Origin of the sequence: Paenibacillus planticolens, from assembly GCF_013141725.1 — a bacterium.
Taxonomy (GTDB): Bacteria; Bacillota; Bacilli; order Paenibacillales; family NBRC-103111; genus Paenibacillus_E; species Paenibacillus_E planticolens.
In genome coordinates this window covers 33,714-58,001 of the sequence record NZ_WHNZ01000062.1, presented here as the reverse complement: position 1 = coordinate 58,001, position 24,288 = coordinate 33,714, and the positions used below count along the sequence as shown (strand labels likewise).

The 24,288-nt window shown below is 48.2% G+C and carries 26 protein-coding genes; 18 read left to right on the top strand and 8 right to left on the bottom strand.

Annotated features, from left to right (window positions below; translation table 11 throughout):
• Positions 1-117 precede the first annotated feature (117 nt).
• Positions 118-243, bottom strand: a complete 126-nt coding sequence (locus GC097_RS34830; RefSeq protein ID WP_281364374.1) for a hypothetical protein — start codon at positions 241-243, stop codon at positions 118-120.
• Positions 244-436: 193 nt separating this feature from the next.
• Between GC097_RS34830 and GC097_RS27260 the strand changes: the two genes are divergently transcribed.
• The 3 genes from GC097_RS27260 (at position 437) to GC097_RS27250 (ending at position 3,045) form a co-directional block, all read left to right on the top strand.
• On the top strand, positions 437-1,102 hold the full coding sequence (locus GC097_RS27260) for a TVP38/TMEM64 family protein (RefSeq protein WP_171686441.1): 666 nt from the start codon (positions 437-439) through the stop codon (positions 1,100-1,102).
• A 42-nt stretch (positions 1,103-1,144) separates the two neighbouring features.
• Entirely contained in the window at positions 1,145-1,837 is a 693-nt protein-coding gene (locus tag GC097_RS27255; RefSeq protein WP_171686440.1) for a phosphatase PAP2 family protein, read from the top strand.
• 197 nt (positions 1,838-2,034) lie between these two features.
• Entirely contained in the window at positions 2,035-3,045 is a 1,011-nt protein-coding gene (locus GC097_RS27250; protein ID WP_171686439.1) for an LLM class flavin-dependent oxidoreductase, read from the top strand.
• Here GC097_RS27250 and yxiS read toward each other — a convergent pair.
• A complete protein-coding gene (yxiS, locus tag GC097_RS27245; protein ID WP_171686438.1) occupies positions 3,042-3,350 on the bottom strand; it encodes a protein YxiS in 309 nt (102 codons plus the stop codon). The genes GC097_RS27250 and yxiS overlap by 4 nt on opposite strands.
• Positions 3,351-3,434: 84 nt before the next feature.
• On the opposite strand from yxiS, the gene infC reads away from it, so the two are divergent.
• Positions 3,435-3,920, top strand: coding sequence for a translation initiation factor IF-3 (gene infC, locus GC097_RS27240; RefSeq protein ID WP_171686437.1), 486 nt, complete (start codon positions 3,435-3,437; stop codon positions 3,918-3,920).
• Between the two features lie 354 nt (positions 3,921-4,274).
• Here infC and GC097_RS27235 read toward each other — a convergent pair whose 3' ends face one another.
• A complete protein-coding gene (locus tag GC097_RS27235; RefSeq protein ID WP_171686436.1) occupies positions 4,275-5,057 on the bottom strand; it encodes a C39 family peptidase in 783 nt (260 codons plus the stop codon).
• 242 nt (positions 5,058-5,299) lie between these two features.
• Between GC097_RS27235 and GC097_RS27230 the strand changes: the two genes are divergently transcribed.
• Complete coding sequence (locus GC097_RS27230) at positions 5,300-5,806, top strand: hypothetical protein (RefSeq protein ID WP_171686435.1); 507 nt, start codon at positions 5,300-5,302, stop codon at positions 5,804-5,806.
• Positions 5,803-7,050 carry a M48 family metallopeptidase gene (locus tag GC097_RS27225; protein WP_171686434.1) on the top strand — a complete coding sequence of 416 codons (1,248 nt, stop codon included), beginning with the start codon at positions 5,803-5,805 and terminating at the stop codon, positions 7,048-7,050. Before GC097_RS27230 ends, GC097_RS27225 begins: the two co-directional genes overlap by 4 nt.
• 511 nt (positions 7,051-7,561) lie before the next feature.
• On the opposite strand, the gene GC097_RS27220 is transcribed toward GC097_RS27225, so the two are convergent.
• From GC097_RS27220 to GC097_RS27205, 4 genes are all read right to left on the bottom strand, one after another.
• On the bottom strand, positions 7,562-8,707 hold the full coding sequence (locus tag GC097_RS27220; protein ID WP_171686433.1) for a virulence factor: 1,146 nt from the start codon (positions 8,705-8,707) through the stop codon (positions 7,562-7,564).
• Positions 8,708-8,786: 79 nt separating this feature from the next.
• The gene (locus GC097_RS27215; protein ID WP_171686432.1) at positions 8,787-9,374 is read right to left on the bottom strand and encodes a guanylate kinase; all 588 of its coding nucleotides are present in this window, start codon (positions 9,372-9,374) and stop codon (positions 8,787-8,789) included.
• A 160-nt stretch (positions 9,375-9,534) separates the two neighbouring features.
• Positions 9,535-11,424 (bottom strand): DEAD/DEAH box helicase, encoded by a 1,890-nt coding sequence (locus GC097_RS27210; protein WP_171686431.1) that lies wholly within the window; start codon positions 11,422-11,424, stop codon positions 9,535-9,537.
• 181 nt (positions 11,425-11,605) lie between these two features.
• On the bottom strand, positions 11,606-12,292 hold the full coding sequence (locus GC097_RS27205) for a YhcN/YlaJ family sporulation lipoprotein (protein WP_171686430.1): 687 nt from the start codon (positions 12,290-12,292) through the stop codon (positions 11,606-11,608).
• A 279-nt stretch (positions 12,293-12,571) separates the two neighbouring features.
• Here GC097_RS27205 and coxB point away from each other — a divergent pair, with 279 nt between their 5' ends.
• The 8 genes from coxB to GC097_RS27165 all read left to right on the top strand — a co-directional run bounded on the left by coxB (position 12,572) and on the right by GC097_RS27165 (position 20,175).
• Positions 12,572-13,588 (top strand): cytochrome c oxidase subunit II, encoded by a 1,017-nt coding sequence (coxB, locus tag GC097_RS27200; protein ID WP_171686429.1) that lies wholly within the window; start codon positions 12,572-12,574, stop codon positions 13,586-13,588.
• A gap of 66 nt (positions 13,589-13,654) precedes the next feature.
• Complete coding sequence (ctaD, locus tag GC097_RS27195) at positions 13,655-15,487, top strand: cytochrome c oxidase subunit I (RefSeq protein ID WP_171686442.1); 1,833 nt, start codon at positions 13,655-13,657, stop codon at positions 15,485-15,487.
• Positions 15,484-16,098, top strand: a complete 615-nt coding sequence (locus GC097_RS27190) for a cytochrome (ubi)quinol oxidase subunit III (protein ID WP_171686428.1) — start codon at positions 15,484-15,486, stop codon at positions 16,096-16,098. The genes ctaD and GC097_RS27190 overlap by 4 nt, the downstream gene beginning before the upstream one ends.
• 1 nt (position 16,099) lies before the next feature.
• Complete coding sequence (locus GC097_RS27185) at positions 16,100-16,417, top strand: cytochrome C oxidase subunit IV family protein (RefSeq protein ID WP_171686427.1); 318 nt, start codon at positions 16,100-16,102, stop codon at positions 16,415-16,417.
• An 81-nt stretch (positions 16,418-16,498) separates the two neighbouring features.
• Positions 16,499-17,350 carry a cytochrome c oxidase assembly protein gene (locus GC097_RS27180; RefSeq protein ID WP_171686426.1) on the top strand — a complete coding sequence of 284 codons (852 nt, stop codon included), beginning with the start codon at positions 16,499-16,501 and terminating at the stop codon, positions 17,348-17,350.
• Positions 17,351-17,368: 18 nt separating this feature from the next.
• A complete protein-coding gene (locus GC097_RS27175; protein ID WP_171686425.1) occupies positions 17,369-17,824 on the top strand; it encodes a DUF420 domain-containing protein in 456 nt (151 codons plus the stop codon).
• Positions 17,825-17,990: 166 nt separating this feature from the next.
• Positions 17,991-18,896, top strand: a complete 906-nt coding sequence (locus GC097_RS27170; protein WP_171686424.1) for an ABC transporter ATP-binding protein — start codon at positions 17,991-17,993, stop codon at positions 18,894-18,896.
• Positions 18,889-20,175 (top strand): ABC transporter permease, encoded by a 1,287-nt coding sequence (locus GC097_RS27165; protein WP_171686423.1) that lies wholly within the window; start codon positions 18,889-18,891, stop codon positions 20,173-20,175. Before GC097_RS27170 ends, GC097_RS27165 begins: the two co-directional genes overlap by 8 nt.
• A 170-nt stretch (positions 20,176-20,345) precedes the next feature.
• On the opposite strand, the gene GC097_RS27160 is transcribed toward GC097_RS27165, so the two are convergent.
• Positions 20,346-20,711, bottom strand: a complete 366-nt coding sequence (locus GC097_RS27160) for a MerR family transcriptional regulator (protein ID WP_246294472.1) — start codon at positions 20,709-20,711, stop codon at positions 20,346-20,348.
• A gap of 195 nt (positions 20,712-20,906) precedes the next feature.
• Here GC097_RS27160 and GC097_RS27155 point away from each other — a divergent pair, with 195 nt between their 5' ends.
• The 4 genes from GC097_RS27155 (at position 20,907) to GC097_RS27140 (ending at position 24,282) form a co-directional block, all read left to right on the top strand.
• Entirely contained in the window at positions 20,907-21,755 is an 849-nt protein-coding gene (locus tag GC097_RS27155) for an SDR family oxidoreductase (protein WP_171686421.1), read from the top strand.
• Between the two features lie 24 nt (positions 21,756-21,779).
• Positions 21,780-22,724 carry an alpha/beta hydrolase gene (locus GC097_RS27150; RefSeq protein ID WP_171686420.1) on the top strand — a complete coding sequence of 315 codons (945 nt, stop codon included), beginning with the start codon at positions 21,780-21,782 and terminating at the stop codon, positions 22,722-22,724.
• Positions 22,725-22,751: 27 nt separating this feature from the next.
• Positions 22,752-23,708, top strand: a complete 957-nt coding sequence (locus GC097_RS27145) for an MBL fold metallo-hydrolase (protein WP_171686419.1) — start codon at positions 22,752-22,754, stop codon at positions 23,706-23,708.
• Positions 23,709-23,808: 100 nt separating this feature from the next.
• Entirely contained in the window at positions 23,809-24,282 is a 474-nt protein-coding gene (locus GC097_RS27140) for a PCYCGC motif-containing (lipo)protein (RefSeq protein WP_171686418.1), read from the top strand.
• The last annotated feature ends 6 nt before the right edge of the window (positions 24,283-24,288 follow it).

The window sequence follows — 24,288 nt, the reverse complement described above, 5'->3', positions numbered from 1 at the left end:
AGCAGGGTCCGGCATGATTAGCCGGACCGAGTATCCAGTATGAAGAGACAGGAGCCGCCTGTAAAGAAAGACACTTGACAGGCTTACTTTGGTGATGTCTAAAAATGGAACTCCGTGCTAGGAGTTGCAGGTTTCGTTCATATCAGCGCCCTGTAGTTCCGTTCGCACGACTTCATCGTCCTCTTTTACTTGCCCCGTTGTGCTTACGGCCCTCATGGCCCTTGTCACACTCATCGCACTCACGGCCATCAACGTCCTCCCGGCCAAACCAGACTCAACGAGCTTATCACTTTTTCACTTTTTCACCCCCATCACTTTCTCTCTCACTCCCCCATTCCATAGACGCGTAATAGGCGAAATTGCCAAATTGTTGATATTGCCTCAATGGTTTTGTAAGATGGAAAGCAGATGAGGTTTGCCGGAAAGGAGAATACTCATGGGGCGTTCGAAGTCGTTTTGGTTATTGCTGGGCTGGTTTCTGGCCGCAGTTGCCGGCTTGCTCGTTCTGCAATGGACCGGTGTATGGGCTGAATTGGATTTGAGCCGGGTGACGGAATGGCTTCGTCAGTTAGGTCCGTTTGGCGGGCTTTTGTACATTATCGTTTACACGCTGCGCCCGTTGGTCTTGTTTCCGGCGACGCCGTTGACGCTGTATGGCGGCTATGTGTTTGGCGCCTTCTGGGGAACGGTTTACGATATCATAGGGGCTGGTGCCGGGGCGCTGCTGTCATTCTATATAACGCGAAAATGGGGCAGAAATGGCTTTCAGCGGATTTTGCGCAGTAAGAAGCTGCAATCCTTCGATCAAAAGGCGGAGGAGAAAGGGTTCATGGTCGTTTTGTACATGCGCTTGATGCCGTTCTTTCCTTTTGATGGTGTGAGTTACGGGGCAGGGCTGTCCAAAATCCGTTTTTGGGACTACACGTGGGGAACGCTGATCGGTATTATTCCGGGGGCTGTCGTTTATAATGTGTTTGGCGCATCGCTGCATGACATTGGATCGGGGAAGTTTTATGGAGCTGTCGGGATGTATATCCTTTTCGCATTAATTCCGCTGTTCTTTAAACGAAGACAAGCTGTAAAGGACCGAAACAGAGCTTGAACAAAATGGGAAACTAGTTGAACATTGGAGGAGATACGAGTCATGCAGGGGAAACGATTGTACAAAAAAGCAAGCTGGAGCATCGGGGCGGCGTGCGTGCTGTTAATTGGTTTTGTCTTCTTGTCGCAGAGCTTAACGAGCGGTTGGCTGCAATCATTTGATGAAGGGATCAGCAGCGCTGTCCAGTCGCTTCGAAGCGATGGACTAACGCCTGTTGTGATATGGATTACTTTGCTCGGAAAAGCAAAAGCGGAGAGCATAATCTTCGTTGTGGTTGCTGCGGTCTTGTTAGTTAGGTTTAAGCAGAAATGGGAGACGCTTGTGCTGCTATTAGGAGTTTTGACGGCATGGGGGTTGAACAACGTGTTAAAAGGCGTGATCGAGCGTGATCGTCCTGCGGGAACGTGGCTGATTGAAGAGACAGGCTTCAGCTTTCCAAGCGGACATGCTATGGTGTCGATTGTATTTTACGGACTAGTCGGCTATTTATTGTGGGTCAATGTACGCGATAAATGGAGGACGGCTTGGCTGATACCGGTTATTGCGGCTGTACTCATCTTTTGCATTGGTCTAAGCCGTATCTATTTAGGCGTTCATTATCCGAGCGATGTGCTGGCCGGCTTTGCTGCAGGCGGCGCTGGACTCATCGGATGCATGGCGGCGATTCAACGCATCAGGCACCGGAAAACGAGCATACAACGGCCAAGTCAGCCTAACCGCAACATCTCCGGGTAACTGAAATGTGGTGTCATTCCCAAAAAGGAAGGCATAAAGTTTTGCCAAAGTCATACACTTTTAGTAAGTAAGAGGCTCACTAAAGACATCGTTATAATCGGGGACAACGCCTTCAAGGGGTTCGTCCTTTTTCTTTTGCATCCAGGACGTTGTATAATCAAAATCATCGGCAGATGACTCAGAAAGAAGGGATGACTATGCTGAAATTAAGTATTCTTGATCAGTCACCGGTTTCTACCGGTTTTACGCATAGCGAAGCGCTGCAGCAGACCATTCGGATGGCGCAGTTGGCGGACCGTCTCGGCTACACGAGATTCTGGGTGTCGGAGCATCATAACTCGCAGGGTCTCGCCGGTTCCTCGCCGGAGGTGCTGCTGTCGACGCTGGCGGCGCGCACAAGCCGCATTAGGCTCGGCTCCGGAGGCGTGCTGTTGCCGCATTACAGCGCCTACAAAGTCGCTGAAAATTTTCGCATGCTCGAGGCGCTCTATCCAGGACGCATCGACCTCGGCATCGGGCGTGCGCCCGGAGGCACGCCGCATACGGCCAAAGCGCTGCGAGGCGTCGGCGCGGATCTGTTCGAAGGACTTGAGCGGTTCCCGGCGCAAGTCACGGATCTGCTCAGGTTCATCACCGATTCAGTGGAACCCGGGCATGTGTTCGAGGGCATCCGCGCCACCCCTTTGGTGACTGGAGTGCCCCAGGTGTGGCTGCTCGGCTCCACCGGGCAGAGCGGGGTGTACGCCTCGCAGGCAGGCGCAGCGTTCTGCTTCGCGCACTTCATTAACGGAGCGGGCGGACAGCATGCGGTGCGCAGCTACCGCAGCTCGTTCAGACCGTCCGCGCTCAATGTCGTGCCGCAGGCGACGGTTTGCATTTATGTGCTCTGCGCCGATACGCAGGCAGAGGCGGAGGAGCAGGCCGCTTCCATCGATTTGCGCATTCTGCAAATGGAAAAGGGCGAATTCACCGGAGTGAAATCGCCCGCAGAAGCGGCTCGGTATGGTTACTCGGATTGGGACTACACCCGGGTCAGGGATAATCGGTCCCGGATGATTGTCGGCGATCCGGGGCAAGTCAGGGAGCAGATGCTGAATCTGGCTGACAGCTACCGAGTCGATGAAGTCATGGTGGTTGCCGGCGGTTATCTACCTGAGACGAGGCTGCGGACCATTGAACTGTTAGCGGACGCGTTCAGGCTCGCTTAACGATTTCGCTTGTTCCTCTTATTGATTTCCTGTGTCACGATGAAAGCAAGCTCCTCGTTGCCGAAGAGAGACAGCACGCCTAAAACGGTGCCATCTGCGACCTCGCCGGCCTCCTCTTTGGAAACCGTTAAATCGAGGGCTTGCTGGAGAGCGGCATTATTAGGTTGGTCCGGGTAAGCGGCATGATAAAGCACAGACGGGTCCAGATCATGATTAATGCACCACTGGGCAAAAACGAGAATCATCATATGCTCTTCGCGTTTATAGTTTTCGATCATCTGTTCTTCTAATTGTTTTTTGTTCATACGCGGGTAACATCTCCTTAAACTGCCTATTCCACTTTATTGGGCGGATGGGTTCATTATAGCGAAAGATTGGGTGCGTTCACAATGATTAAGAATGAGAAAATCAAAGCCTCCGAGGTTCATCTTACCGGTATTCACGGGGAGGACCTGGGGGTAATGCCAACGAAGGAAGCGCTGGAGCTGGCGAAGCAGTTGAAGGTCGATTTGGTTTGTACCTCGCTCATGAGCAGTCCGCCGCCATGCAAGCTGATCGGAGCGGGTCAGGCCAAGCAGGAAGCACTGCAGGAAAAACAGCAAGCCCGCAAACGCGAGCAAGCGCCAAAAATCAAGGAGCTGCGTCTAACGCCGCACATCGAGGATCATGACCTGGACACGAAGCGCCAGCAGGCCGAGCGGATGCTGCAAGGCGGCGATGCCGTGCAGCTGGTTGTAAAGATTACAGGCAAGGAAGGCGCGCAGGCCAAAGCTTTGCTTGAATCCTTAGTGAAGGATTTAAGCGCCCATGGGCGTAAACAGACCGGCATTCAGCTTAGCGGAAAGCAAGCTTCCGTACAGTTGGATCCGTTATAAGAAAAGCATGAACGCGACTCCGCTTCTAGAGGGGAGAAGACGTTCATGCTTTTTTTTCTCCCATGGGGGAGGGAAGAGGAAGAGTTCCGAAAACACCCCCACACGAAGCAATAAGAGTCTTTGGGAACTCCTATTTGCGCCAAATATGGTAATTTTTCATGAATAGAAGTCTTTGGAGACTCTTAAATGATGAAAATTACCCCATATTAGTATTTTTTGAGCATATAAGAGTTCATAGAGACTGCTATTTCGGCTATTTAACAGATTTTGAGCGGAATAGAAGCCCCTTGGGACTCTTATCAGTGTGAGAGTGGGCACCTGACCTGCGGAGAAAGCAAGCGCAGCGGCATCCCCCTAATTCACGGTTATGGCCTGCGAGCCCATCAGCTCCCAGACATGTTTGAAATCGCTTAAAGCATAGGCTTCCTGCTGCCCGGTCATAGGATCGTTCATATAGGCGTAATCGTCGTCCCAGCCGGTTAAAAGTAAGGCATGCTCAGGCTGATACCACTCCACGAGCCGGTCCTCATCATCCTGCCATTCCAGATCCAGATAAGGCGTATCCATATGCTCGGTAGCCCATATCATGGCCGGTTTGCCGGCCGCAATCACGCTGAGCAAATTTTCGAAGGAAGTACCGGTGATATCTGTGAGACGACCCGGCAGCAAGCTGTTCAGTGTGAAAAAGACGGGCTTATGATAAATGCCGTATCCCGCATCGTAAGGGTTCCCGACAAACACGTCCTCCGGATTGCCGCCAACGAAAGCCCCGTCTTCATTCTCAGTTGGCATCTCGCCTCTGGGAAGCGCGTCGGCAACTTCCTCCTTCGTGACAGGCAGCCCCGCCCAATTCAGCAGCATCGTGGCAGCTACGGCCTCACACCCGTTGGGCAGCTCCGGCAGCTGTGAAATGGCAGCGGCATCCTCCACCTGATAATGGTGCTCCGAAGGGGGAGAGGCATCAGCGGACGGCTGTCTATCTGGCGCATTCAGTCGCGGCTCCGCGATCTCAAACACGGGGACAGACGAAGCAGTAACGGCCTGTTCGACAGCAGGCGCAGTGGGCTTGGCCAATGCCAGACATATGAAGATTCCTAATGCCAGGAGGAGGCACAATATTTTTTTCAGCGAAATCACTTCCGATCCTGATCGATCTTTTTATTACAACATGGGGAACCCGGAAAAGCAATATGGAGCGGTAGAGACATATAAAAGTGACCGTGCTGCATAGTCTAGGAAAGCGGACAGCCTTTAGAAGCGCTGCATTGGCATCATTTTAAGATATGAAATAACGGTTAAGGATGACCAGGGGAGGCATAAGCTCATACAATAGGGTAAAATGATATAAAATACCCGATTTACGGACATGAGGGACGTTTATGAATAAGCACGAAGATGAGAAAAAGGCGTTAGAGCAAGCGGCTATCGATATTTTTCTGGAGTTATATAATATTAATAACGGAGTTGCGCTGCAGATGGTTCGCCAGCAGGAGAAGCCAGATGCGCTGCTGGAGGATGCGGGCGGCGGGCGGATTGGACTTGAAGTGACGCATTTGTTTTATGATATGGAGGAAGCCAGGCTGATGATGTCGCGATCCGAGCTTACGAAGCCCGGCGCAGAAGTGCTGGACACATTTATTAAGGTCATTAATGACCGGATTGTCAGCAAGGAACAGAAGTTTCAAGATTATTCCCATGATTATCCTTGTATGCTGCTTATACGCAATGTATCGCTGTTGTTCGGGATGTCGGATGTTCTCAGCTTCAAACATAAGCTGGTTTCGCCTAGCGGACGGTTCACGCAAGTATGGCTGTTGTCCAGGGATTTCACACCGGATTGGTTATTGATTAATCTATATGAAGTTGGCAGCGGAGGGATGAAATGAAGCGTCTTTATGTAGGGCTTGGCGCAGCTTTTGGCGTATATGCCCTCATTATGATTGTGTATTTGTTAAAAGGAGATCTATTCGCGATCCCGAGTGCATTGGTCGGCACAAGCGCAGACCCGCACACGTTCATGACCGCACAGGAGATAAATAAAGCCGAATCTTTATCCCGCATCCGGTCTTTAGCTTATTTCCTAAGTTCTCCGCTGCAAATCGGGTTAATCCTGCTGCTCCTGGGCGTCGCTGTCACCATTCGAAGCTGGGCAGAAAAGTTGTTTCGGGCTTCCTTCTTGCAAATGGTCGTTTTTGTGCTGTTGTTCATCCTGCTGATGGACGTGCTGTTCCTGCCGGTGGATTTTTTTCTGTTTAAAGTCGACCAAGCCTATGGGGTTTCTACCGAGACGATGGCTATCTTTTGGGGGGATCATGGGAAAGATTTTCTGCTTAATGCCGTAGGGACGATTGTGATGGTCTGGGTATTCAGACTGGTGCTAAAATGGAGCCCTGACCGGTGGTGGTTCTGGTTCTGGCTGCTGTCCGTTCCGCTGATTCTGTTCGTCACCTTTATTCAACCCGTTGTGCTTGACCCCTTGTATAATGATTTCAAGCCGCTTCAGGATCAAGAGCTCAAAGCGCAAATTCTTCAGCTGGCTGCACAATCGCATATTCCTGCCAAGCAGGTTTATGAGGTCAATATGTCCGAGAGGACCAACGCGATTAACGCTTATGTCAATGGAATCGGCGGCAACGCTCGCATCGTGTTGTGGGATACGACGCTCAAAAAGCTGCAGCCCGATGAGATTTTGACTGTGATGGCGCATGAAATGGGACATTACGTAGAGAAACATATTTATCTCGGCATTGCCTACGGAGTCGGACTCAGTTTTGTTGGTTTCTGGCTGGCTTTTCACGCTTACCGCTATTTCCTGAAACGCTGGGGCTCCAGGTGGGGCATTAGGGGAGAGAATGATCTAGCCGCGCTGCCCATTCTGCTGCTGCTTATTACGTTCATGAGCTTTGTCTCCGCGCCCGCGCAAAATGCGTTTTCCCGGGTGATCGAGCATCGGGCTGATGTGTATGCGATGAAAATGACCGGAGACGGCGGCGCCGCTATCCGCGCTTTTCAGCAAATTGCCAAAGAAAATTTGAGCCCGGTCACTCAGCCGAAGCTGGTGCAATGGTTCCGCGGCTCGCATCCGGCGATCATGGATCGGATTATGTATTTTAAACAGTTTGATCGTTAAAAAATACAGGTGAATCAATGGTGGGTGTTGAAGAATTGCTGTAAGAGAGCTTCTACGATCAGAGTGTGCTTCGAGTGTCTGTGTGGCTGGGAAAAGAAATGATTACTTGGAGTAGCTAGCTCAGTAGGACCGTATGAAGGGACGATAGTGGTGGGAGTTGAAGAAGCGTGCGCCTGGCATGCTCATTAACAGGAGTTTTTCCTGTTAATCTCCCATTTCATAAGGGGACGAGACCAATTATCTGGAATTTCTCCTGTTAAATCAGCGGTTTCACCCGCCGGAAGGGAATTCCGAGCGATTTAACGGGATATTTTCCAGTTAAATACCTAACAGCCGAGGATACAGCGAGATTAACAGGAGTTTATCCTGTTATTAATTTAGAGCAGCCAGCTGCTAAAGATCTTGGAAGTGCGTGGCAATGGCCGAAACCTTAGGGCCACGAGCAAAAAGGACCGATTGGGCACATTTGTGCCTAATCGGTCCTTTTGTGGACTCTAGACGAAAGGGAAGCTTACTGCTCGTTCCTGCGCGTCATTTGCTGCCAGACAGAGCCCTCGGCTGCATGCCCGCCTTCGATGCGCTCCAGCGCAATTTTGACCTGCATGCGGACCTCGAACTCAGGGTCGTCCGCCGCGTGCTGCAGGTCCTGCAGCACGGAGCTGTCTCCGACCTCGTACAGGAATCGCGCCGCGCGCCAACGGACCAGCTTGTTGCGGTCCTTCAGCGCCTTCGCCATGGCCGGCATGGCGGCAGGGTCGCCGAGGTCGGACAGCGTATCGCCTGCCGTCCGGCGCACAGAAGGCGTATCGTCCTCGAGGGCGCGATACAGGAAGGGCAGTACCTCGGGCTCCTTAATATCCCCGAGGTACACCGTGGCCAGTCGCCGAATCGACGTGTTCTCGTCCTGCAGGGCATGGACGAGAAGCGGCAGCGTCGTTAGCGACGGCTGGATCTTTTGAAGCGCGGCGTAGCGCAGCTTCCAATCGCTGTGGCGCAGCTGCTCCAGCACGGCGCCTGAATCTTCGGCTTCGGCCTCTTCCGAAGCTGAAACCGGGGTCTCCTGCATGGCGCTGGAGACCAGGCTTTCGACGCGGGCGTCGTCGTAAGAAGCGTCCAGCTCCTGGACGACTTCGCCCGCGATGTCCTTCAGCTCGCCGTAGCGCACGCCGAGTTCCTCGAGCTTCCGCTCCTTGATCAGGTTCGGCGAAGCCGTGCCTGCGCGGACCGCGGCCTGTGTGAAGCGCTCCGGCATGGCTACGCGCGCTTCTTCGTTGCCGGCGCGTACCCTCACCTGGAGCGGGATGCCGCGGAACATCTGCACGAGGACTTGTGCCTCTCCGAAAGCCGCTTCAGCCTGAGGCTGCACAGGGGGCGCGTCGCCGCCGCTGTCAGAGCCCTGTGCCTCGCCAAAAATCTCGCGGGCTTTGGCCAAGATGAATTGCCAGTCTCCCTTGGAAGTGCGATCCAGGGCAATGAAATCGGCAGCGTGAAACACACTGATCACACCTTGGACAGCGAGCAATTGCTGAATGCTGTCGGGCGCCTCAGTGCTGTTTTCCTTCGTATATGTTCTGCGCACGCCTGTCGGCAGCGATTCATCCATATTAAGTTTCATGGAATTTGGGGAGGGGGTAGGCTCGATCGATACAATTTTCATATTTGACACTCCTTCCAGTCGGTTGTTACATGAAAAGACCCGGACGTAAGAACGTCCAGGCCTGTATAGGCATTTCATTTTAATCCAGATCAACAAGGTTGCGGTTTAAATATTTATCAAGCGTTTTGGTTAGATCGAACACGGTATGTGCCAAATCCACGTTTTCAAAGACATGATCGCATTGATCACGGAAAGCCAGTTCCTCTTCATAGTAAGAGAGGTACTTCTGAATAATCTCCTCGGAGTCGCCGCTCTCTCTCATCCGCTCTTCGAGCGTATCCCGCTGAGCATAAATGAAGACCAGCACGACGTGTTCGCCGTAAAGCTTTTTGAGCGTTTCGGCGCCGGAGCGGTTCAAAATTAAATAAATGCTGCCGCTGTGCTCGAACATCCGTTCAATATCAGCACTTTTAATCCCATATAGATGATCATTGACGGTGCCAACCTCCATGAATTCACCGTTTGCCTGCGCCTGAACAAATTGAGCAGGGGAGATAAAGTGGTAATCTTGACCGTCTTCTTCGGTTGCTCTCGGAGGTCTCGTGGTGTAAGAGATGACCTGCTTCATGCCCAGCGTAGAACCAGACATTTCAGCAACTGTCTTACGGCCAGCTCCGTGAGGACCAGTGAATACAAAAATCATTTCCTTATCCTTTAATGCGTACATGGAACATACCTCCTTATTTGCGAAAAGTGAGGGGTAAATCCTACGTGCGTGCAACGGTATGAAACGATTTTTGTCCAAGTAGGATTATTTGCAGCCGTATTTATATTTTACATGGTTCGGGTTATTCGGTAAAGGTCTAGCGATGGAAACGCTTTTCTGACTAGCGTTTTCCTCCGCGGCCTCCTCTTGGCGCATTGCCGCGAGGTGAGCCGCCTCTATCGCCGCGAGGCGCCCCGCTGCGGGATCCGGAGCTGTCGCTGCGTCCGCGCGTCGAACCGCTGCGCTCACCGCCGGCTTGGTAGCCGCGCGCCGCGCCAGGTCGGTCACCGCGTGAAGATGCGCCGCCGCGTGCCCCGAAGCTGTCGCTGCGTCCTGCTCCGCGCTCCGCGCTGTCGCCACGGCCTTTGCCGCCGCGAATCGCGCGTGATGCGCTTGCTGCATCGTCACGGCCCGTGCCGGCGTATTTGTTGTATGGCGAGTAAGATTTATCGCCATGAGGAGCAGAGCGCTTGCCTTCGGCACGTCCTGCTGCTGCGCGAGGAGCGCGCTCGGCGGACTCGCCGTGTCCCCATGAATTCGTGACTCGCGCTTTTGCAGCGTTCATGTTACCGCTGCGGCTTGGCGCTGCGTTCAACGGCTCTTTGCTCTCCGCGCGTCCCCATGTATTCGGATTCCGCTCGGAATTTACTTTGGCCGGACGTTGTCCTCTTGGCGCATCGCTGCGCGCTCCGAATTTATCGCCTTTGGAGGCGGAACGACCCGTGCCGTACTGCATGCCGGATCTGTCTTCGCGTGCTCCGGATCTTCCGCGGCTCTGTTGACCGCGCGGTTCCGCTGTACGACCGCGGCCGCTGCGTGAGGCTCCGCCATTTCGGCGGCCGGATCCTCTGCCTTCTTGCTCGAAGTGATCCTCGGAGCTGGAACGAATGCGGCGTCCTTGAGGCTCGGATGATCCTCGCAAGGACATTTTGATGCCTTTTTCGATAAGTTCGATTGTCGGCATATCCCGCTGTGTAGCGAAAGTTACGGCAACGCCTGTATCTCCGGCACGCCCGGTCCGTCCGATGCGATGAATATAGCTTTCGGCGTCTTGCGGCACATCGTAATTGAAGACATGCGTGACCCCTTCAACGTCTAATCCGCGCGCAGCGATATCGGTAGCAACCAACAACTCGATGCGGCCGTCGCGGAATCGTTTCATGACTTGCTCGCGTTTGGCTTGTGATAAATCTCCGTGCAGCTCGTCGGACATAAGGCCCAGTTCCTGCAAAGCTTCATTTAATGCGATGGCTCTGGCTTTCGTGCGGCAAAAAATCATCGCGAGGTAAGGTTTGTATTGTTTAATAGCGGCTATCAAAGCATCTTGCTTCTGGCGGTCAGTCGTTGGAACGAGAACCTGCTCGATTTCAGTCAAAGTGACCTGCTTGCTTTGAATTTTAATTTCTTTTGCTTCCTTCATATAAGCTTTGGACAGATTCATGACTTGCTCAGGCATAGTGGCTGAGAAGAGAAGCGTTTGGCGATAAGGAGACGTTTGCGCGATAATATCCTTCACTTCATGAAGGAAGCCCATATGCAGCATTTGATCGGCTTCATCCAATACGAGTATTTTCAATTTATAGAAATTGATCGAACCGCGGCGAAGGTGATCAAGCAATCTTCCCGGAGTTCCTACTACTATATGTATGTTCCCCTGAAGTTTTCTAAGCTGCTTTTCTACATCTTGGCCGCCATAAGCTGCGAGCACCTTTGCACCGGTTACAGGGACAAGGGTTTTCAACTCATTTGAAATTTGAATGGCTAATTCGCGTGTAGGCGTCAGGATCAGCGCTTGCACATCTGAGCTTTCTACATCGATTGTTTCTAATATTGGAAGTACAAAGGCAAGGGTTTTACCTGTGCCTGTCTGTGCTTGTGCAATAACATCCGTGCCTTTCAATAAAACAGGTATGGCTTCTTTTTGAATGGGGGTCGGTTCGATAACGCCTGATGCTTGCAAGACCCCTACAAGTCTTTCTCTGATTCCTAATGAGGCAAATCCACTTGACATGGTAATTGGCCAGCTCCCTTTTTCCTACTATTGATAGGGATCTTTGGTGGTAGACCAAAGTCTCTCCTTGTTAAAGACGATTCCCCCATTGTACAGGAATGCCAGACAAATGAAAACAGGAGCAGGCCAACAAGCAGTAAATATCTACTTTATATAGTAGAAATGGATTTAAAAGCGACTCCTATTTATCCGGCAAAACTTGTGCGGTCCCGAAAACGCGCTCCACCGTCTGGTTAAAATCCGTCAAATGCGGCATGAGGGAGTTGCCTTTCCAAGTTTCTTGCGCATAACCGTTCATCTTATTGAGGAAATCCCGATTGGCCGAAATGTAGACATCCATAACACTTGGCTGCAATAAACGGATTTTTTCCGCCATCGTTTGTTTAAAACGATGGGAGAGCAAGTCATGATGAATGGCTGTTTCATAACTGTTAAACCCGTTGTTTAACTCATTGGAAGGCAAATAATCGTCGAAAGGGGCATGGTCATTGTAAAAGCCTTTGACGGTTCCTTGGTTGTTTGTTTCCTTTGTCGATCCTTTGGTACCTATGGCGCTGCTGTCAATCATAAGAGCAACATAGGCATTTTTGTCTGTTGTCATAACGATGGCCGTATTTACACCATTCATGGCATTGAGTTGATTCGAAAGAAATTGATTGAATTCGAGACTTGTATTGTTGTGCGTAACCGGACCATAGAGCTGCTGCGTTTGGTAGGCTCTTTCGGATTCTGTCGATTTGTTGGAGGCAGAGCCAAAATTGGTATGGTCCGGGCTTTTGCCGTACTCCCTTCCGCCTTCCGAGCAGCCAGATAAAGACAGCATAAGGAATAGCATTCCATAAATCGGAAAACCTAACTTACTGAGCATCACAAATGACCTCCCAATATAGAGTGTAATGACTATAGGATGGGATGTTTCTCTGCTTTTATTCGTGTTCACAAATATACGCTTTTGTGCATAAAGAGGTGGGTGTATGGAAATAACCAAGGAGGGAAAATATATCGCTACAGAGCGGTTTAAGAACAATTTGTGAACTTCCCTCCAACGATTGACAAAAACTTTTCACGAATTTATAGTTAATAAAGTGAATTGACATGGGCATGGCCATCGTGGTAAAAATAATGTTTTAAAAGTGGGGTTGATACAATGAGTCGATTGAAAAAGTTATGGCGTCTGCTACCCCTTTTAGCGGTAATGACGTTCTTGCTAACCGGGTGTGGAGACCCAACTCTGTCCGCTTTACAGCCGAAAGGTCCTGTTGCAGCAGAGCAGCTGTTTTTGATGAAATTAAGTCTCTTTATCATGGTTTTTGTCGTAATTGTCGTATTTGCAATTTATGTGTATGTTTTGATTCGCTTTAGGAAACGTGAAGGCGATAACAGCATACCGAAACAAGTGGAAGGAAGCCACGTGCTTGAGATTATCTGGACCGTCGTTCCGATTCTCTTACTGTTAGTGCTTGCGGTGCCAACAGTATCCTACACGTTCAAACATTCCAAGAATTACACGCAGGACAAAGCCGCCGTTCACGTTAAAGTTACTGCTCATCAATTCTGGTGGCAGTTTGAATATCCGGATCTAGGTATCGCAACAGCCCAAAAGCTTGTCATACCTAAGGATAAAATCATTGCATTTGAGGTTATCTCTGCAGACGTTTCTCACGCATTCTGGGTACCGTCTTTGGGCGGTAAAGTGGATACGAACCCTGGAATCGCTAACACGCTTTACCTGCAAGCTGATGAAATCTCCACGTTCCAAGGCAGATGTGCAGAGCTTTGCGGAGCTTCTCACGCCTTGATGAACTTCACGGTTGAATCGAAGAGTGAAGCCGATTTCGACGCTTGGGTAGCGAATATGAAAACACCAGCAACTGTACCGGCTACCGCTCAGAAGGGCGAAGAGCTTTTCAAAGAAAATTGTATGTCCTGTCACGCTGTTACGGCTAACGGCCCTGGTGTGGCTCCGAACCTCAAAGGCTTCGCAGACCGCGATACGCTTGCTGGTATTCTGGAACATACTCCTGAGAAAATGGCACAGTGGATACATAATCCGCAAGAACAGAAACCAGGCAACAAAATGCCGGCATTTGGCAAAACTGCAGGCGGCAAGCTTGATGACGCCCAAATTAACGATATCGTTCAGTACTTACAGACTTTGAAATAAACTTCTCAGGTAAAGGAGGTTAATACGTTGGCTCACTCTCATCCAGTAAAAAAACATACCGGACTTATGGATTGGCTTACAACAGTCGATCATAAGAAAATCGGTATCCTGTACTTACTTGCGGGCGGGTTCTTCTTCCTCGTAGGAGGACTTGAAGCCATGCTGATCCGGATTCAGCTCGCTTATCCCGATCAACACATTTTCATCGGCGATTCATTTAACCAATTAACAACAATGCACGGAACAACGATGATTTTCTTTGCGGCGATGCCGATTATCTTCGCTTTCATGAATGCCATCGTTCCTCTGCAAATTGGTGCCAGGGACGTTGCGTTCCCATTCGTTAACTCACTTGGATTCTGGCTGTTCTTCTCGGGCGGCATATTAATGAATACAAGTTGGTTCTTGGGCGGCGCACCGAATGCCGGTTGGACCGGGTATGCACCATTGTCCACGATTACAGACAGCAGTTGGGGGCAGACGCTCCAAAATAACTTGCAAGGTACAGACTTCTATGTACTAGGTTTGCAAATTGCAGGTATCGGTACACTTATCGGGGGGATTAACTTCCTCGTTACGATCATCAACATGCGTGCACCTGGTCTTACGTATATGCGTATGCCAATGTTCACATGGGCAGCTTTCATTACTTCCGGTTTGATCGTTCTTGCATTCCCTGCAATTACGGTTGGGCTAGTTGAACTTATGTTTGACCGTGTCTTTGGCGGAGCATTCTTCGATGCAGCCAGAGGCGGTAACAACGTATTATGGGAACATCTTTTCTGGATTTTCGGGCACCCCGAAGTTTACATTCTGATTCTTCCTGCATTCGGTATCATTTCTGAGATCGTTTCAACGTTCTCCAGAAAACGTCTTTTCGGATACAGCTCCATGGTCTTCGCAACTGTGTTAATCGGTTTCTTGGGCTTCATGGTTTGGGTTCACCATATGTTTACAGCAGGCTTGGGCCCGGTTGCTAACTCGATCTTCTCGATTGCAACGATGGCGATTGCCGTTCCTACAGGCGTTAAAATCTTTAACTGGTTGTTCACCCTTTGGGGCGGGCAAATCCGTTTCACAACAGCAAACATATTCGCAACGGCTTTCATCCCAACTTTCGTAATGGGTGGAACAACAGGGGTTATGCTCGCGATTCCGGCTGCAGACTTCCAATACCACGATACGTATTTCGTAGTTGCTCACTTTCACTATGTCATCGTTGGTGGTCTGATTCTTGGCTTATTCGCAGGTCTGTACTACTGGTGGCCGAAAATGTTTGGCCGCGCGTTGAGCGAAGGACTGGGTAAGTTACATTTCTGGTTGTTCTTCATCGGTTTCCATTTAACATTCTTCCCGCAGCATTTCTTGGGTCTTATGGGGATGCCGCGCCGGGTATTTACGTACCAACCTGGGCATGATTTAGAAGTAGGTAACTTAGTTTCGACCGTTGGTGCCTTCTTCATGGGGATCGGTACAATCGTTTTCCTTATCAACATTATCGCAACATCAAGAAAACCGGCTACGGCTCTAGCAGATCCATGGGATGGCCGTACATTGGAATGGTCGATTCCTTCACCTGCACCTGAGTATAACTTCAAACAAACTCCGCTTGTTCGCGGATATGATGCACTTTGGAAAGAAAAAATGGCTGGCAATAAACAAATGACTCCGGCAGAACCGGTTGGTTCGATTCATATGCCTTCAGCATCCATATTGCCTCTAGTAATGTCTGTTGGATTGTTCATAGCCGGTTTTGGTTTTATGTACAAAAACTTTTACGTGGCAGGCGCTGGTCTTGCAGTTACATTAATAGCTATGTTCTTGCGTTCGGTATACGACGACCACGGTTGGCATATTGAACCGGAAGAACTTGAAGATGACAAGGGGGTAAAGGCATGAGTACTCATCATACGGGCGCACTGCCTGCTAATCCGGAAACGGCTACCCTCGAAGGGAAAAATAAGGTACTCGGATTCTGGTTATTTCTTGGTGCCGAGGTTGTCTTGTTCGGTTGCTTATTCGCAACTTACATCGCACTTCGGAACTCTGTTCCGGACGGTCCGACAGCTGAAGAAATCTTCAAGCTCACTACAGTGGGTTGGTCAACTTTTATCCTCTTAACAAGTAGTTTGACAAGTGTGTTCGCGATCATCGCCATGCACAAACAGAAGCTGGGCCAATTGTTATTCTGGCTTCTGATCACGGTATTGTTTGGTCTTTCGTTCTTGGGTCTTGAGATTTATGAGTTCGTTGAGTATGTTCACGAAGGACATAAATTCACGACAAGTGCTTTCTCAACTTCCTTCTATACGTTGGTTGGTTTCCACGGAGCGCACGTTGCATTCGGTATTTGCTGGATTACCCTGTTGATTCTACAAGGACTCAAAAAAGGTCTTACCGTTGTTACAGCACCTAAGTTTTACGTAGCAGCGTTGTACTGGCACTTTATTGACTTAGTCTGGGTATTTATCTTCACAGTCGTTTATCTGATGGGGAAGGTGGGTCATTAAGATGAGCAGCAATTCTCATGATACACACGCACCTAGCAAACGAGTAAAGCATGAATCTCCATTGAACCACTATTTGTCTTACATTATTTCGATCTTGCTGACAATGCTTGCATTCGCAGTCGTTCTCTACGGAGACCTGGATCGTTCGTTTATTTTGATCTTCATCGTCACTTTGGGTCTTGTGCAAGCGACTATCCAGTTGTTCTTCTGGATGCACGCCAAAGAAAGAGGCCACTTATTCCCGTTGATCTTTCTAGGGGGAGGAGCTTTCGTAGCTCTGACTTGCGTGATTATGGCCGTATATTGGGTTTGGTGGTAAGCCACTAGGAAGAGGCAACTTTGTCTAGGCAAAGTGCCTCCTCTTTTTTTACCATGAGTTGAAAGGAGAAAGAGATCAGCTATGAGCCAAATTGGTGGATTTTTCGAACTTTGGAGTCCGGTATTACTGTTGGTGATCGTCGTTGTCGGATATGTATATCGTCGCTTTGTCGCTATGGGGAATGGGAGAACCGCAGAACCAGTTTCGGTTTCGAAGCAGGCCTCTTTCTTCATTGGTCTTGCCTTATTCTATATTGGCCAAGGAAGTCCGATCAATTATATCGGCCATCACTACTTGTTCAGTATGCATATGCTGCAGCAAACCATCTTGTATTTAATCGTACCGATTTGCATATGGGTTGGAACACCGGAGTGGATCATGCGCTCGTTCATGAAAAATATCGTGTTCCGCGTCATACTCACATTTTTTACCCGACCGTTGATTGCCCTGTTCCTGTTTAACATGCTCTTCTCTATCTATCATATGCCTTTGATTATGGATTACTTAATGAAGAATGATTTGTCACTCTTCGGTTATCATACGGTGCTGCTGTTTACAGCTTTTATGATGTGGTTCCCAGTCTTTTGTCCACTGCCTGAATTGAACCGCTTGAATGATTTGAAGAAGATGGCTTACATCTTTGGTAACGGGATACTGCTGACACCAGCTTGTGCGCTTATTATTTTCGCAGATACGGTCATTTATGACATGTACGCGAATGTCACTGTGCCTTTCAACCATTTATCTACTCTTGATGATCAACAACTGGGTGGTGTTCTTATGAAGATTATCCAGGAAGTTGTTTATGGAGCAACGCTCGCGTATATTTTCTTCCGGTGGTATCGCAGAGAGCGCAGGGAAGAAGACGATGTGGAGCTTTTGGAAACACAAGAGATCCCCAACAATCATGGCGGGAATTGGAATCACGCTTAGGAGAAAGGATTAAGGGAGATGCACATTTTACCAACGATTTCCACGATGTTTATCGTAATCAGCGCCATTTTTGTCGGCTTCGGCTGGTATCATATTGTAAAAGGGAACCGGGAAACCCATCAAAAACTGATGGTTCTTGGAGCCATTTTCGCATTGGCGTTCTTCATCATTTATATGTCACGCACGCTGTTTGAAGGCAACACGGCATTCGGCGGACCTGAAAGTTTGAAGCTGCCCTATCATTTATTCCTATTTTTCCATATTGCTTTGGCAACGGTTGGCGGTGTCCTCGGATTAGTGACACTTTGGCTGGCCTACAAAAACAAATTTCTTAAGCATAAGAAAATTGGTCGAGTAGCGGCAATTATATGGCTCCTTACCGCACCAACCGGTGTATTGGTTTATGTACTGCTCTACTTGATGTACCCGGGCGGAACGACGAAGCCTGTTATTGATGCTATTTTTGGTCTATAAAAAGAGTGACGTCTTTTCTTTCGAAGCTGTTCTGCTTTCTGGCATTTTGTCAGTGGCTGAGCAGCTTTTTTGGTTTTTTAAATTTCCTTTGTTTTCCAACATGATGTAAGATGGTCTTATAAGCAAGATAAGCAAGCAACTTTTGTAAGAAAGGCAGGTTCAGGACATGACATACCCGCTTTCGGTAGAAAACGTTACGAAGCAGTACGGTGAGAAGACAGCTGTGAACGCTATTCATTTTCGTGTACAACAGGGGGAGATTTATGGTCTGCTAGGTGCCAATGGGGCAGGGAAAACGACCACGATGCGAATGGTGCTAGGCCTCATTTATCCCGATGAAGGGAACATTTTGTGGAAAGGGCAAGGGTATCGTGAGGAACTGAAGAGGCTTATGGGCTACTTGCCGGAAGAGCGCGGCTTATATCCCAAAATTAAAGTGAGCGAACAAATCATATATTTAGCAGAACTGCGCGGCCTAAGCCGCAAGCAGGCGGATGCAGCTCTTAAATCTTGGCTGGATCGATTCGAAGTGCCGGAGTACTACAATAAGAAAGTTGAGGAGCTGTCCAAGGGGAATCAGCAGAAGATCCAATTTATCGCTGCCGTTATACATAATCCTGAAATTTTAATTCTCGATGAGGCTTTCAGCGGGCTTGATCCGGTAAATGCGGAGCTTCTGAAAACGACGGTGAAAAGCTTGCGCGACGAGGGAAAAACGATTTTATTTTCAAGCCATCGCATGGATCATGTCGAGGAGCTCTGCGAGAATATTTGCATTCTGCATCGCTCGAATACGATTTTACAAGGGAGCCTGAAGCAGATAAAATCGGAGTTTCCAAAAGAGAGAATCACGCTGCAAACCGAGCAGCGTATTGAGGGCTTGGAGCGACTCCCAGGCGTCACTTCAGTAGAGGAACTGCGAAACGGCTATCAAATTCGCATAGACTCTTCGGCAGATGCGCAGCTTATTTTGAAACATGCGATGGAGCAGTCCAATATACAGCGGTTTCAAATCATGGAACCCACGCTGAACGAAATCTTTATTCAAAAGGTGGGGAAGACACATGAATAGTACGCTGACCGTTATCAAGTTTACCTATTTGAGCCGCTTTCGTTCCAAATCATTTCGCGTAATGAGTCTGATTTTGATTGTACTCTTATCCGTTCTTATACATCTGCCAACCATTATAGATAAAGTATCCTCGCATGAAGCGACGAAAATTGGTGTGTTCGCTGGGAAGCAAGCGGAAGTAGCCGGCAAGCTGGCCACCTTTTATAATACTCAGCAGAACCCGGATATTTCGATCATTCCTTTACAAGACGCAGGAAGCGCCGCTGCGAATGAGACGCTTGCGAAGCAGCTAATTGCGGAGAAGAAAATTAAGGGCTACCTGGAGTTCACGGATAATAACGTTGCCGGATTCCCCAAAGCGGTCTACAAATCCGAAGGAACAATGGAGTTTTCGCTCAAAAACAAGCTTCAGACCGCCCTGCAGCTGGTCAAAACCGATGTAGCGCTGCAAGGAGCCGGAATCGCGCCCGAGCAAAAGGCCAACATGCAAGCTCCCGTATCCTTAGAAACGGTTCAAATTTTGATGAACAATGAAGGAACTGCGGGTAAAACCGAATCACAAATGGTGATGTCCTATGCGCTCGTATATGTCATGCTGTTTATGCTGTATATGGGCGTTATTGGCTTCGGCAATATGGTAGCTATGGAAATAACCGCCGAGAAGAGCTCTCGCGTGATGGAGCTGCTCATCACAAGCATTTCGCCGCTTAAGCAGATGTTCGGCAAAATCGTTGGCATTTGTTTGCTGGCGCTGACACAGATCGCACTCACCATTGCTGTCGGTGCCGTTAATTTAAGTTTATCGAGCAGCAGTAAGCTTGTCTCGCAGCTAAATCTCAAATGGGAGGACCTTCAGGTTTCCCTCATCGTTTATTTTTTGATTTTCTATCTCTTAGGCTTCTTCATATACGCTACCGTTTTTGCGGCCGTAGGCTCGCTAGTGAGCAGAACGGAGGAAGTAGGGCAGGCTATTATGCCTGTGACGATGCTGATCGTAGCCGCTTTTATGATCGCGATCTTCGGTTTGAACAACCCGACTGCCGGATTCGTCGTCACCATGTCGTTCATCCCTTTCTTTTCACCGCTCATCATGTTCCTGCGCATCGGTATGAGTTCTCCGGCGATATGGGAAATATGGTTGTCGATCACCATTCAATTGGCTTCTATTGGCGCAATGTCTTGGGTTGCAGCGAAAATCTACCGCACAGGCGTGCTTATGTATGGCAAACGGCCATCATGGCGGGAGCTGCGCAAGGCGATGCGGGCGTATAAAGTTTAAACGACTAGAGCAGAACAGTGAGTAATGGTCATAGTTGAGACTGATCTGGTCGACAAATGAGGCAAATAGCGGTACATGTTTGAAACTTAATAATGGAGCTAGATGAATCAGTTCGTTGATTTATCTAGCTTTTTTGTTTTTGCAAACGTTAATCTATTAGATTTTAAGGATTACGGCAGTTTTTCAAATTTATTATCTTGGACATCGATTAACGCCAACTTGTAATTGATCTTTTCCATGGTTTTAAATAAAAGTGCTATCTGTTCCTCAACTTTGCTTTTTTGGTGTACCAGCAGCTTTTTCCTTTCTTGCAATGTACGATCCCCGCTCTTATAAAGCTCCACATATTGTTTTATTTCTGCTAGTGGTAAACCTGTTGAGCGCAGGGCTTGTACCGTCTCAATACAGTCGATGTAGTGTTCACTAAACATGCGTACCCCATTCGCATCTCGGTCAACAATAGGCAACACGCCTTCTTTCTCATAGAAACGAAGTGTATATGGAGAAATGCCCATTTTTTCTGAAATTTCCTTCATAGAATAACCCATAAGATATCAATCACCGCCTGTTTTGGTTAGAGTTACTCAAGCTTATTTTATTATCAGAACTTACATCGAGTCAAATACAATCCTTTACCAATAAGGAGTAGAGATATGGAATTGACTTAGAGGCACTCCAACCCGGTAAGCTAAGAAAGAAACAACAAAAAATGATTCGAAGGAGATAGTTATATGACAAAAACGGTATTGATCACGGGGTGTTCGACGGGATTAGGAAATACGACAGCAAGGAAGTTTGCTTATGAGGGATGGAACGTGGTTGCGACGATGCGCAAACCGGACCAGAGCTTGGCAACGGAATATCCCGAACGGATTTTTGTAACGGCGCTCGATATTACTAATCCTGCCAGCATCGAGGCCGCGATTGCGGCAGGAATCGCCAGGTTTGGCCAGATAGACGCGGTTGTGAACAACGCTGGAGTCAGTATCATCTCGGTGTTTGAATCAACACCAATGGATGCTATCCGCGGGGTTTTTGAGACCAATGTCTTCGGTACGATGAACGTCATTCAAGCGATTACGCCTTATTTCCGCGGGCAAGGTGGCGGAACTATTATAAATGTCACTTCGAACATAGGCTTTACATCAGTCCCGCTATTTTCGGTCTATACCGCGTCAAAGCATGCAGTTGAAGGATTGTCGGAATCGCTAGCCTACGAGCTTGAATCGCAAAATATCTCACTCAAACTGGTGGAGCCAGGTGCCATGCTTTCGACGAGCTTCGGGTCGAACACCATGTCCACATCCCAAGATGCGTCTGTTCCAGAATCGTACAAGTCTTATTTTGATCACATGATGCAATGCATGATGAACTTTCCATTTGGTCAGTCAGATGAGAACCAAGTTGCCGGTCATATTTACGCGGCTGTTAACGATGAGTCTGACCAACTACGTTTTCTTGCAGGTCCGGATGCGCAAGAAACTGCCAGACTGAGATGGACCACGTCGGAAGAAACGTACATGACTACCTTGCGGGAACTGTTGGGGCAAACAGCATGGAGAAATAGTCAAGGAAAGTAACTATAAACGAAGGATGGTTGGATTATGGAAAATAAAATAAACCCGGAAATGAAAGAAATGTTTTCTTTTATACCAGAAGTCATTTATACCCAAGAGAATTTAGGTGCCAAAAGGAACGAGATGAACGAGATGTTTGCTGGTATAGCTGCATCGCTGCCCGTTAATGATGCAGTTTTAACATCAGAGAAACATGTTCCAGGAGCAGAAGGGAATCCAGCTGTTCGGATCAAAATGTATGAACCAAGAGTGAAGAATGAAACCCTTCCAGGTGTTCTATATATTCATGGTGGTGGCTTTATCCTTGGATCTGCTGATATGATGGACCCTGCTTTGCAGCAACTAGTATCCGAACTCAATTGCGTCATCGTTTCAGTGGATTATCGACTTGCGCCAGAACATCCTTTTCCGGCCCCACTCGAAGATTGCTATGCTGCACTCAAATGGTTCTCTGAAAATGCTGAAGAACTGGGAGTTGACTCATCTAGAATCGCAGTAGTTGGTCCAAGTGCCGGAGGCGGTTTAACGGCTGCCCTCTCCCTTTTGGCCAGAGATCGAAAGGGACCTTCAATAGTATTCCAAATGCCTCTCTACCCAATGATTGATGATCGGAACATTACTAAGTCCAGTAATGAAATAACAGATAGAAGAGTATGGAATAATGAAAAAAACCAATTTGGGTGGAAAATGTATTTAGGGGAAATAGGTGAAGTATCCCAATATGCTGCTCCAGCACGTGCAACCGATTTGTCAGGACTTCCACCGACATACACATGTGTTGGTGACTTAGATCCATTTCGTGATGAAACAATCGATTATGTATTAAGGTTAACGCAGGCGGGTGTGCCAACAGAGTTTCATTTATATCCCGGATGTTTTCACGGATTCGAAGAATACTTTCCTGCTGCTGAAATCAGCCAGAGAATTGTACAAGGATATAATACGGCTTTAAAGCGTGCCTTACACAAATGATCGGTGAATGAACGAAAGAGGATAACCATGGAAAAATATGAAAATCAGATTCCGACCGATATGAGAATGGGTTTAACAACAATATTCAGCTTACTAAGGGATACTCTATTTAAAACTGCGAAACTAAAACCTGCAGCTAATATTGATGTAGAGACTTTTCGGTTAGCTGACGAAATTACTGTTCCGAATGGTACACGTGTAACGTGGTTTGGCCATTCGGCTTTTCTACTTGAAATAGAGGGTAAAAGACTTCTCTTTGATCCAATGCTAGGCACACGAATTCCTTGGGTTGGTGCGAAAAGATACAGTAAGAATCTGCCTCTCCAGCCAGAGGATTTTCCCGCGATTGATGCGATAATTTTATCCCATGACCACTATGATCATTTGGACTATTCTTCAATTCGTAAACTAAAGGACAAAGCTAATCGATTTATCGTGCCATTAGGAGTAGGTCGGCATTTGATCAAATGGGGAGTCGCTTCAGAAAAAATTTCCGAGCACCAATGGTATGAAGAGCTAGTGATCGAGGATCTTACGTTGGCTTGTATGCCGGCGAGGCATTTCTCCGGAAGAGGGCTATTTAACCGTAATTCTACACTGTGGTGTTCATGGGTAATCGTCGGACGTGAGACGAGGGTTTACTTCAGCGGAGATAGCGGCTATGGTCCTCACTTTAAGGAAATCGGTGATACCTACGGACCGTTTGACTTGACAATGATGGAGTGTGGGCAATACGACGAAAGGTTTTTGATTCATATGAAGCCTGAAGAAACCGTGCAAGCTCATCTTGATCTTAGAGGACAGCTCTTGATTCCTATTCATTGGGGAGCGTTCACGCTAGCCTTTCACTTATGGACCGATCCCATAGAACGGGTCACGAAAGCAGCAACAGAACAAAAGGTAAAGATCGCAACTCCAAAAATCGGCGAAACTGTTGTGATAGCTGCTAAGGAAATTCCGTCGAACGCTTGGTGGAGAAAATAGATCATGTTGTGGGATTCATTAAAAGACATGATTTCTGTTATAATGAGTAGTAAATTATGGGTTGGCAGTAGGTGATCGAGTGAGAAATTCGTTAAAACAAATGATCGTTATGCTTTCTATAGCAACTGTGCTTTCTGCTTGTGGTTCGCCAAAAGAAGCTTCACATAGGAATACCCCGGCTAATGATCATCATGTAAATGGCGATATTCAAGAGAAAACAAAATCAGTAGATGTTCTGCCTGCATTCTTAAAATCGCAAAATGAGCAAATACGTTTGGTGTATGAAGCAGCAGGGAAGGCAACGGAAATCTTAAAATGGATGCCATGTTACTGTGGGTGTGGTGAAAGCGCCGGACATACCAGCAATATGAACTGTTTTATAAAGGAAGTAAATACAGATGGTTCCGTCGTGTGGGATGACCATGGTACCCGTTGCGGAGTATGCTTGCAAATTGCCGTTCAGTCGATCAAAATGAAGCAGGAAGGTAAAACGTTAAAAGAAATTCGTGAAACGATTGATAATGCTTATAAAAAAGGTTATGCAAATCCGACAAAGACGCCAATGCCTGCTTAGAATAAG

What these genes read in the sequence shown, in the direction of transcription:
- GC097_RS27230 (WP_171686435.1), top strand. Translation starts at nt 5,300, where the DNA reads ATGAATAAGCACGAAGATGAGAAAAAGGCGTTAGAGCAAGCGGCTATC.
- GC097_RS27210 (WP_171686431.1), bottom strand. Translation starts at nt 11,424, where the DNA reads ATGTCAAGTGGATTTGCCTCATTAGGAATCAGAGAAAGACTTGTAGGG.
- GC097_RS27225 (WP_171686434.1), top strand. Translation starts at nt 5,803, where the DNA reads ATGAAGCGTCTTTATGTAGGGCTTGGCGCAGCTTTTGGCGTATATGCC.
- GC097_RS27250 (WP_171686439.1), top strand. Translation starts at nt 2,035, where the DNA reads ATGCTGAAATTAAGTATTCTTGATCAGTCACCGGTTTCTACCGGTTTT.
- GC097_RS27170 (WP_171686424.1), top strand. Translation starts at nt 17,991, where the DNA reads ATGACATACCCGCTTTCGGTAGAAAACGTTACGAAGCAGTACGGTGAG.
- GC097_RS27220 (WP_171686433.1), bottom strand. Translation starts at nt 8,707, where the DNA reads ATGAAAATTGTATCGATCGAGCCTACCCCCTCCCCAAATTCCATGAAA.
- GC097_RS27260 (WP_171686441.1), top strand. Translation starts at nt 437, where the DNA reads ATGGGGCGTTCGAAGTCGTTTTGGTTATTGCTGGGCTGGTTTCTGGCC.
- GC097_RS27175 (WP_171686425.1), top strand. Translation starts at nt 17,369, where the DNA reads ATGCACATTTTACCAACGATTTCCACGATGTTTATCGTAATCAGCGCC.
- ctaD (WP_171686442.1), top strand. Translation starts at nt 13,655, where the DNA reads ATGGATTGGCTTACAACAGTCGATCATAAGAAAATCGGTATCCTGTAC.
- GC097_RS27190 (WP_171686428.1), top strand. Translation starts at nt 15,484, where the DNA reads ATGAGTACTCATCATACGGGCGCACTGCCTGCTAATCCGGAAACGGCT.
- GC097_RS27150 (WP_171686420.1), top strand. Translation starts at nt 21,780, where the DNA reads ATGGAAAATAAAATAAACCCGGAAATGAAAGAAATGTTTTCTTTTATA.
- GC097_RS27155 (WP_171686421.1), top strand. Translation starts at nt 20,907, where the DNA reads ATGACAAAAACGGTATTGATCACGGGGTGTTCGACGGGATTAGGAAAT.
- yxiS (WP_171686438.1), bottom strand. Translation starts at nt 3,350, where the DNA reads ATGAACAAAAAACAATTAGAAGAACAGATGATCGAAAACTATAAACGC.
- GC097_RS27205 (WP_171686430.1), bottom strand. Translation starts at nt 12,292, where the DNA reads ATGCTCAGTAAGTTAGGTTTTCCGATTTATGGAATGCTATTCCTTATG.
- GC097_RS27145 (WP_171686419.1), top strand. Translation starts at nt 22,752, where the DNA reads ATGGAAAAATATGAAAATCAGATTCCGACCGATATGAGAATGGGTTTA.
- coxB (WP_171686429.1), top strand. Translation starts at nt 12,572, where the DNA reads ATGAGTCGATTGAAAAAGTTATGGCGTCTGCTACCCCTTTTAGCGGTA.
- GC097_RS27185 (WP_171686427.1), top strand. Translation starts at nt 16,100, where the DNA reads ATGAGCAGCAATTCTCATGATACACACGCACCTAGCAAACGAGTAAAG.
- GC097_RS27255 (WP_171686440.1), top strand. Translation starts at nt 1,145, where the DNA reads ATGCAGGGGAAACGATTGTACAAAAAAGCAAGCTGGAGCATCGGGGCG.
- infC (WP_171686437.1), top strand. Translation starts at nt 3,435, where the DNA reads ATGATTAAGAATGAGAAAATCAAAGCCTCCGAGGTTCATCTTACCGGT.
- GC097_RS27165 (WP_171686423.1), top strand. Translation starts at nt 18,889, where the DNA reads ATGAATAGTACGCTGACCGTTATCAAGTTTACCTATTTGAGCCGCTTT.
- GC097_RS27215 (WP_171686432.1), bottom strand. Translation starts at nt 9,374, where the DNA reads ATGTACGCATTAAAGGATAAGGAAATGATTTTTGTATTCACTGGTCCT.
- GC097_RS27160 (WP_246294472.1), bottom strand. Translation starts at nt 20,711, where the DNA reads ATGAAGGAAATTTCAGAAAAAATGGGCATTTCTCCATATACACTTCGT.
- GC097_RS27180 (WP_171686426.1), top strand. Translation starts at nt 16,499, where the DNA reads ATGAGCCAAATTGGTGGATTTTTCGAACTTTGGAGTCCGGTATTACTG.
- GC097_RS27140 (WP_171686418.1), top strand. Translation starts at nt 23,809, where the DNA reads ATGATCGTTATGCTTTCTATAGCAACTGTGCTTTCTGCTTGTGGTTCG.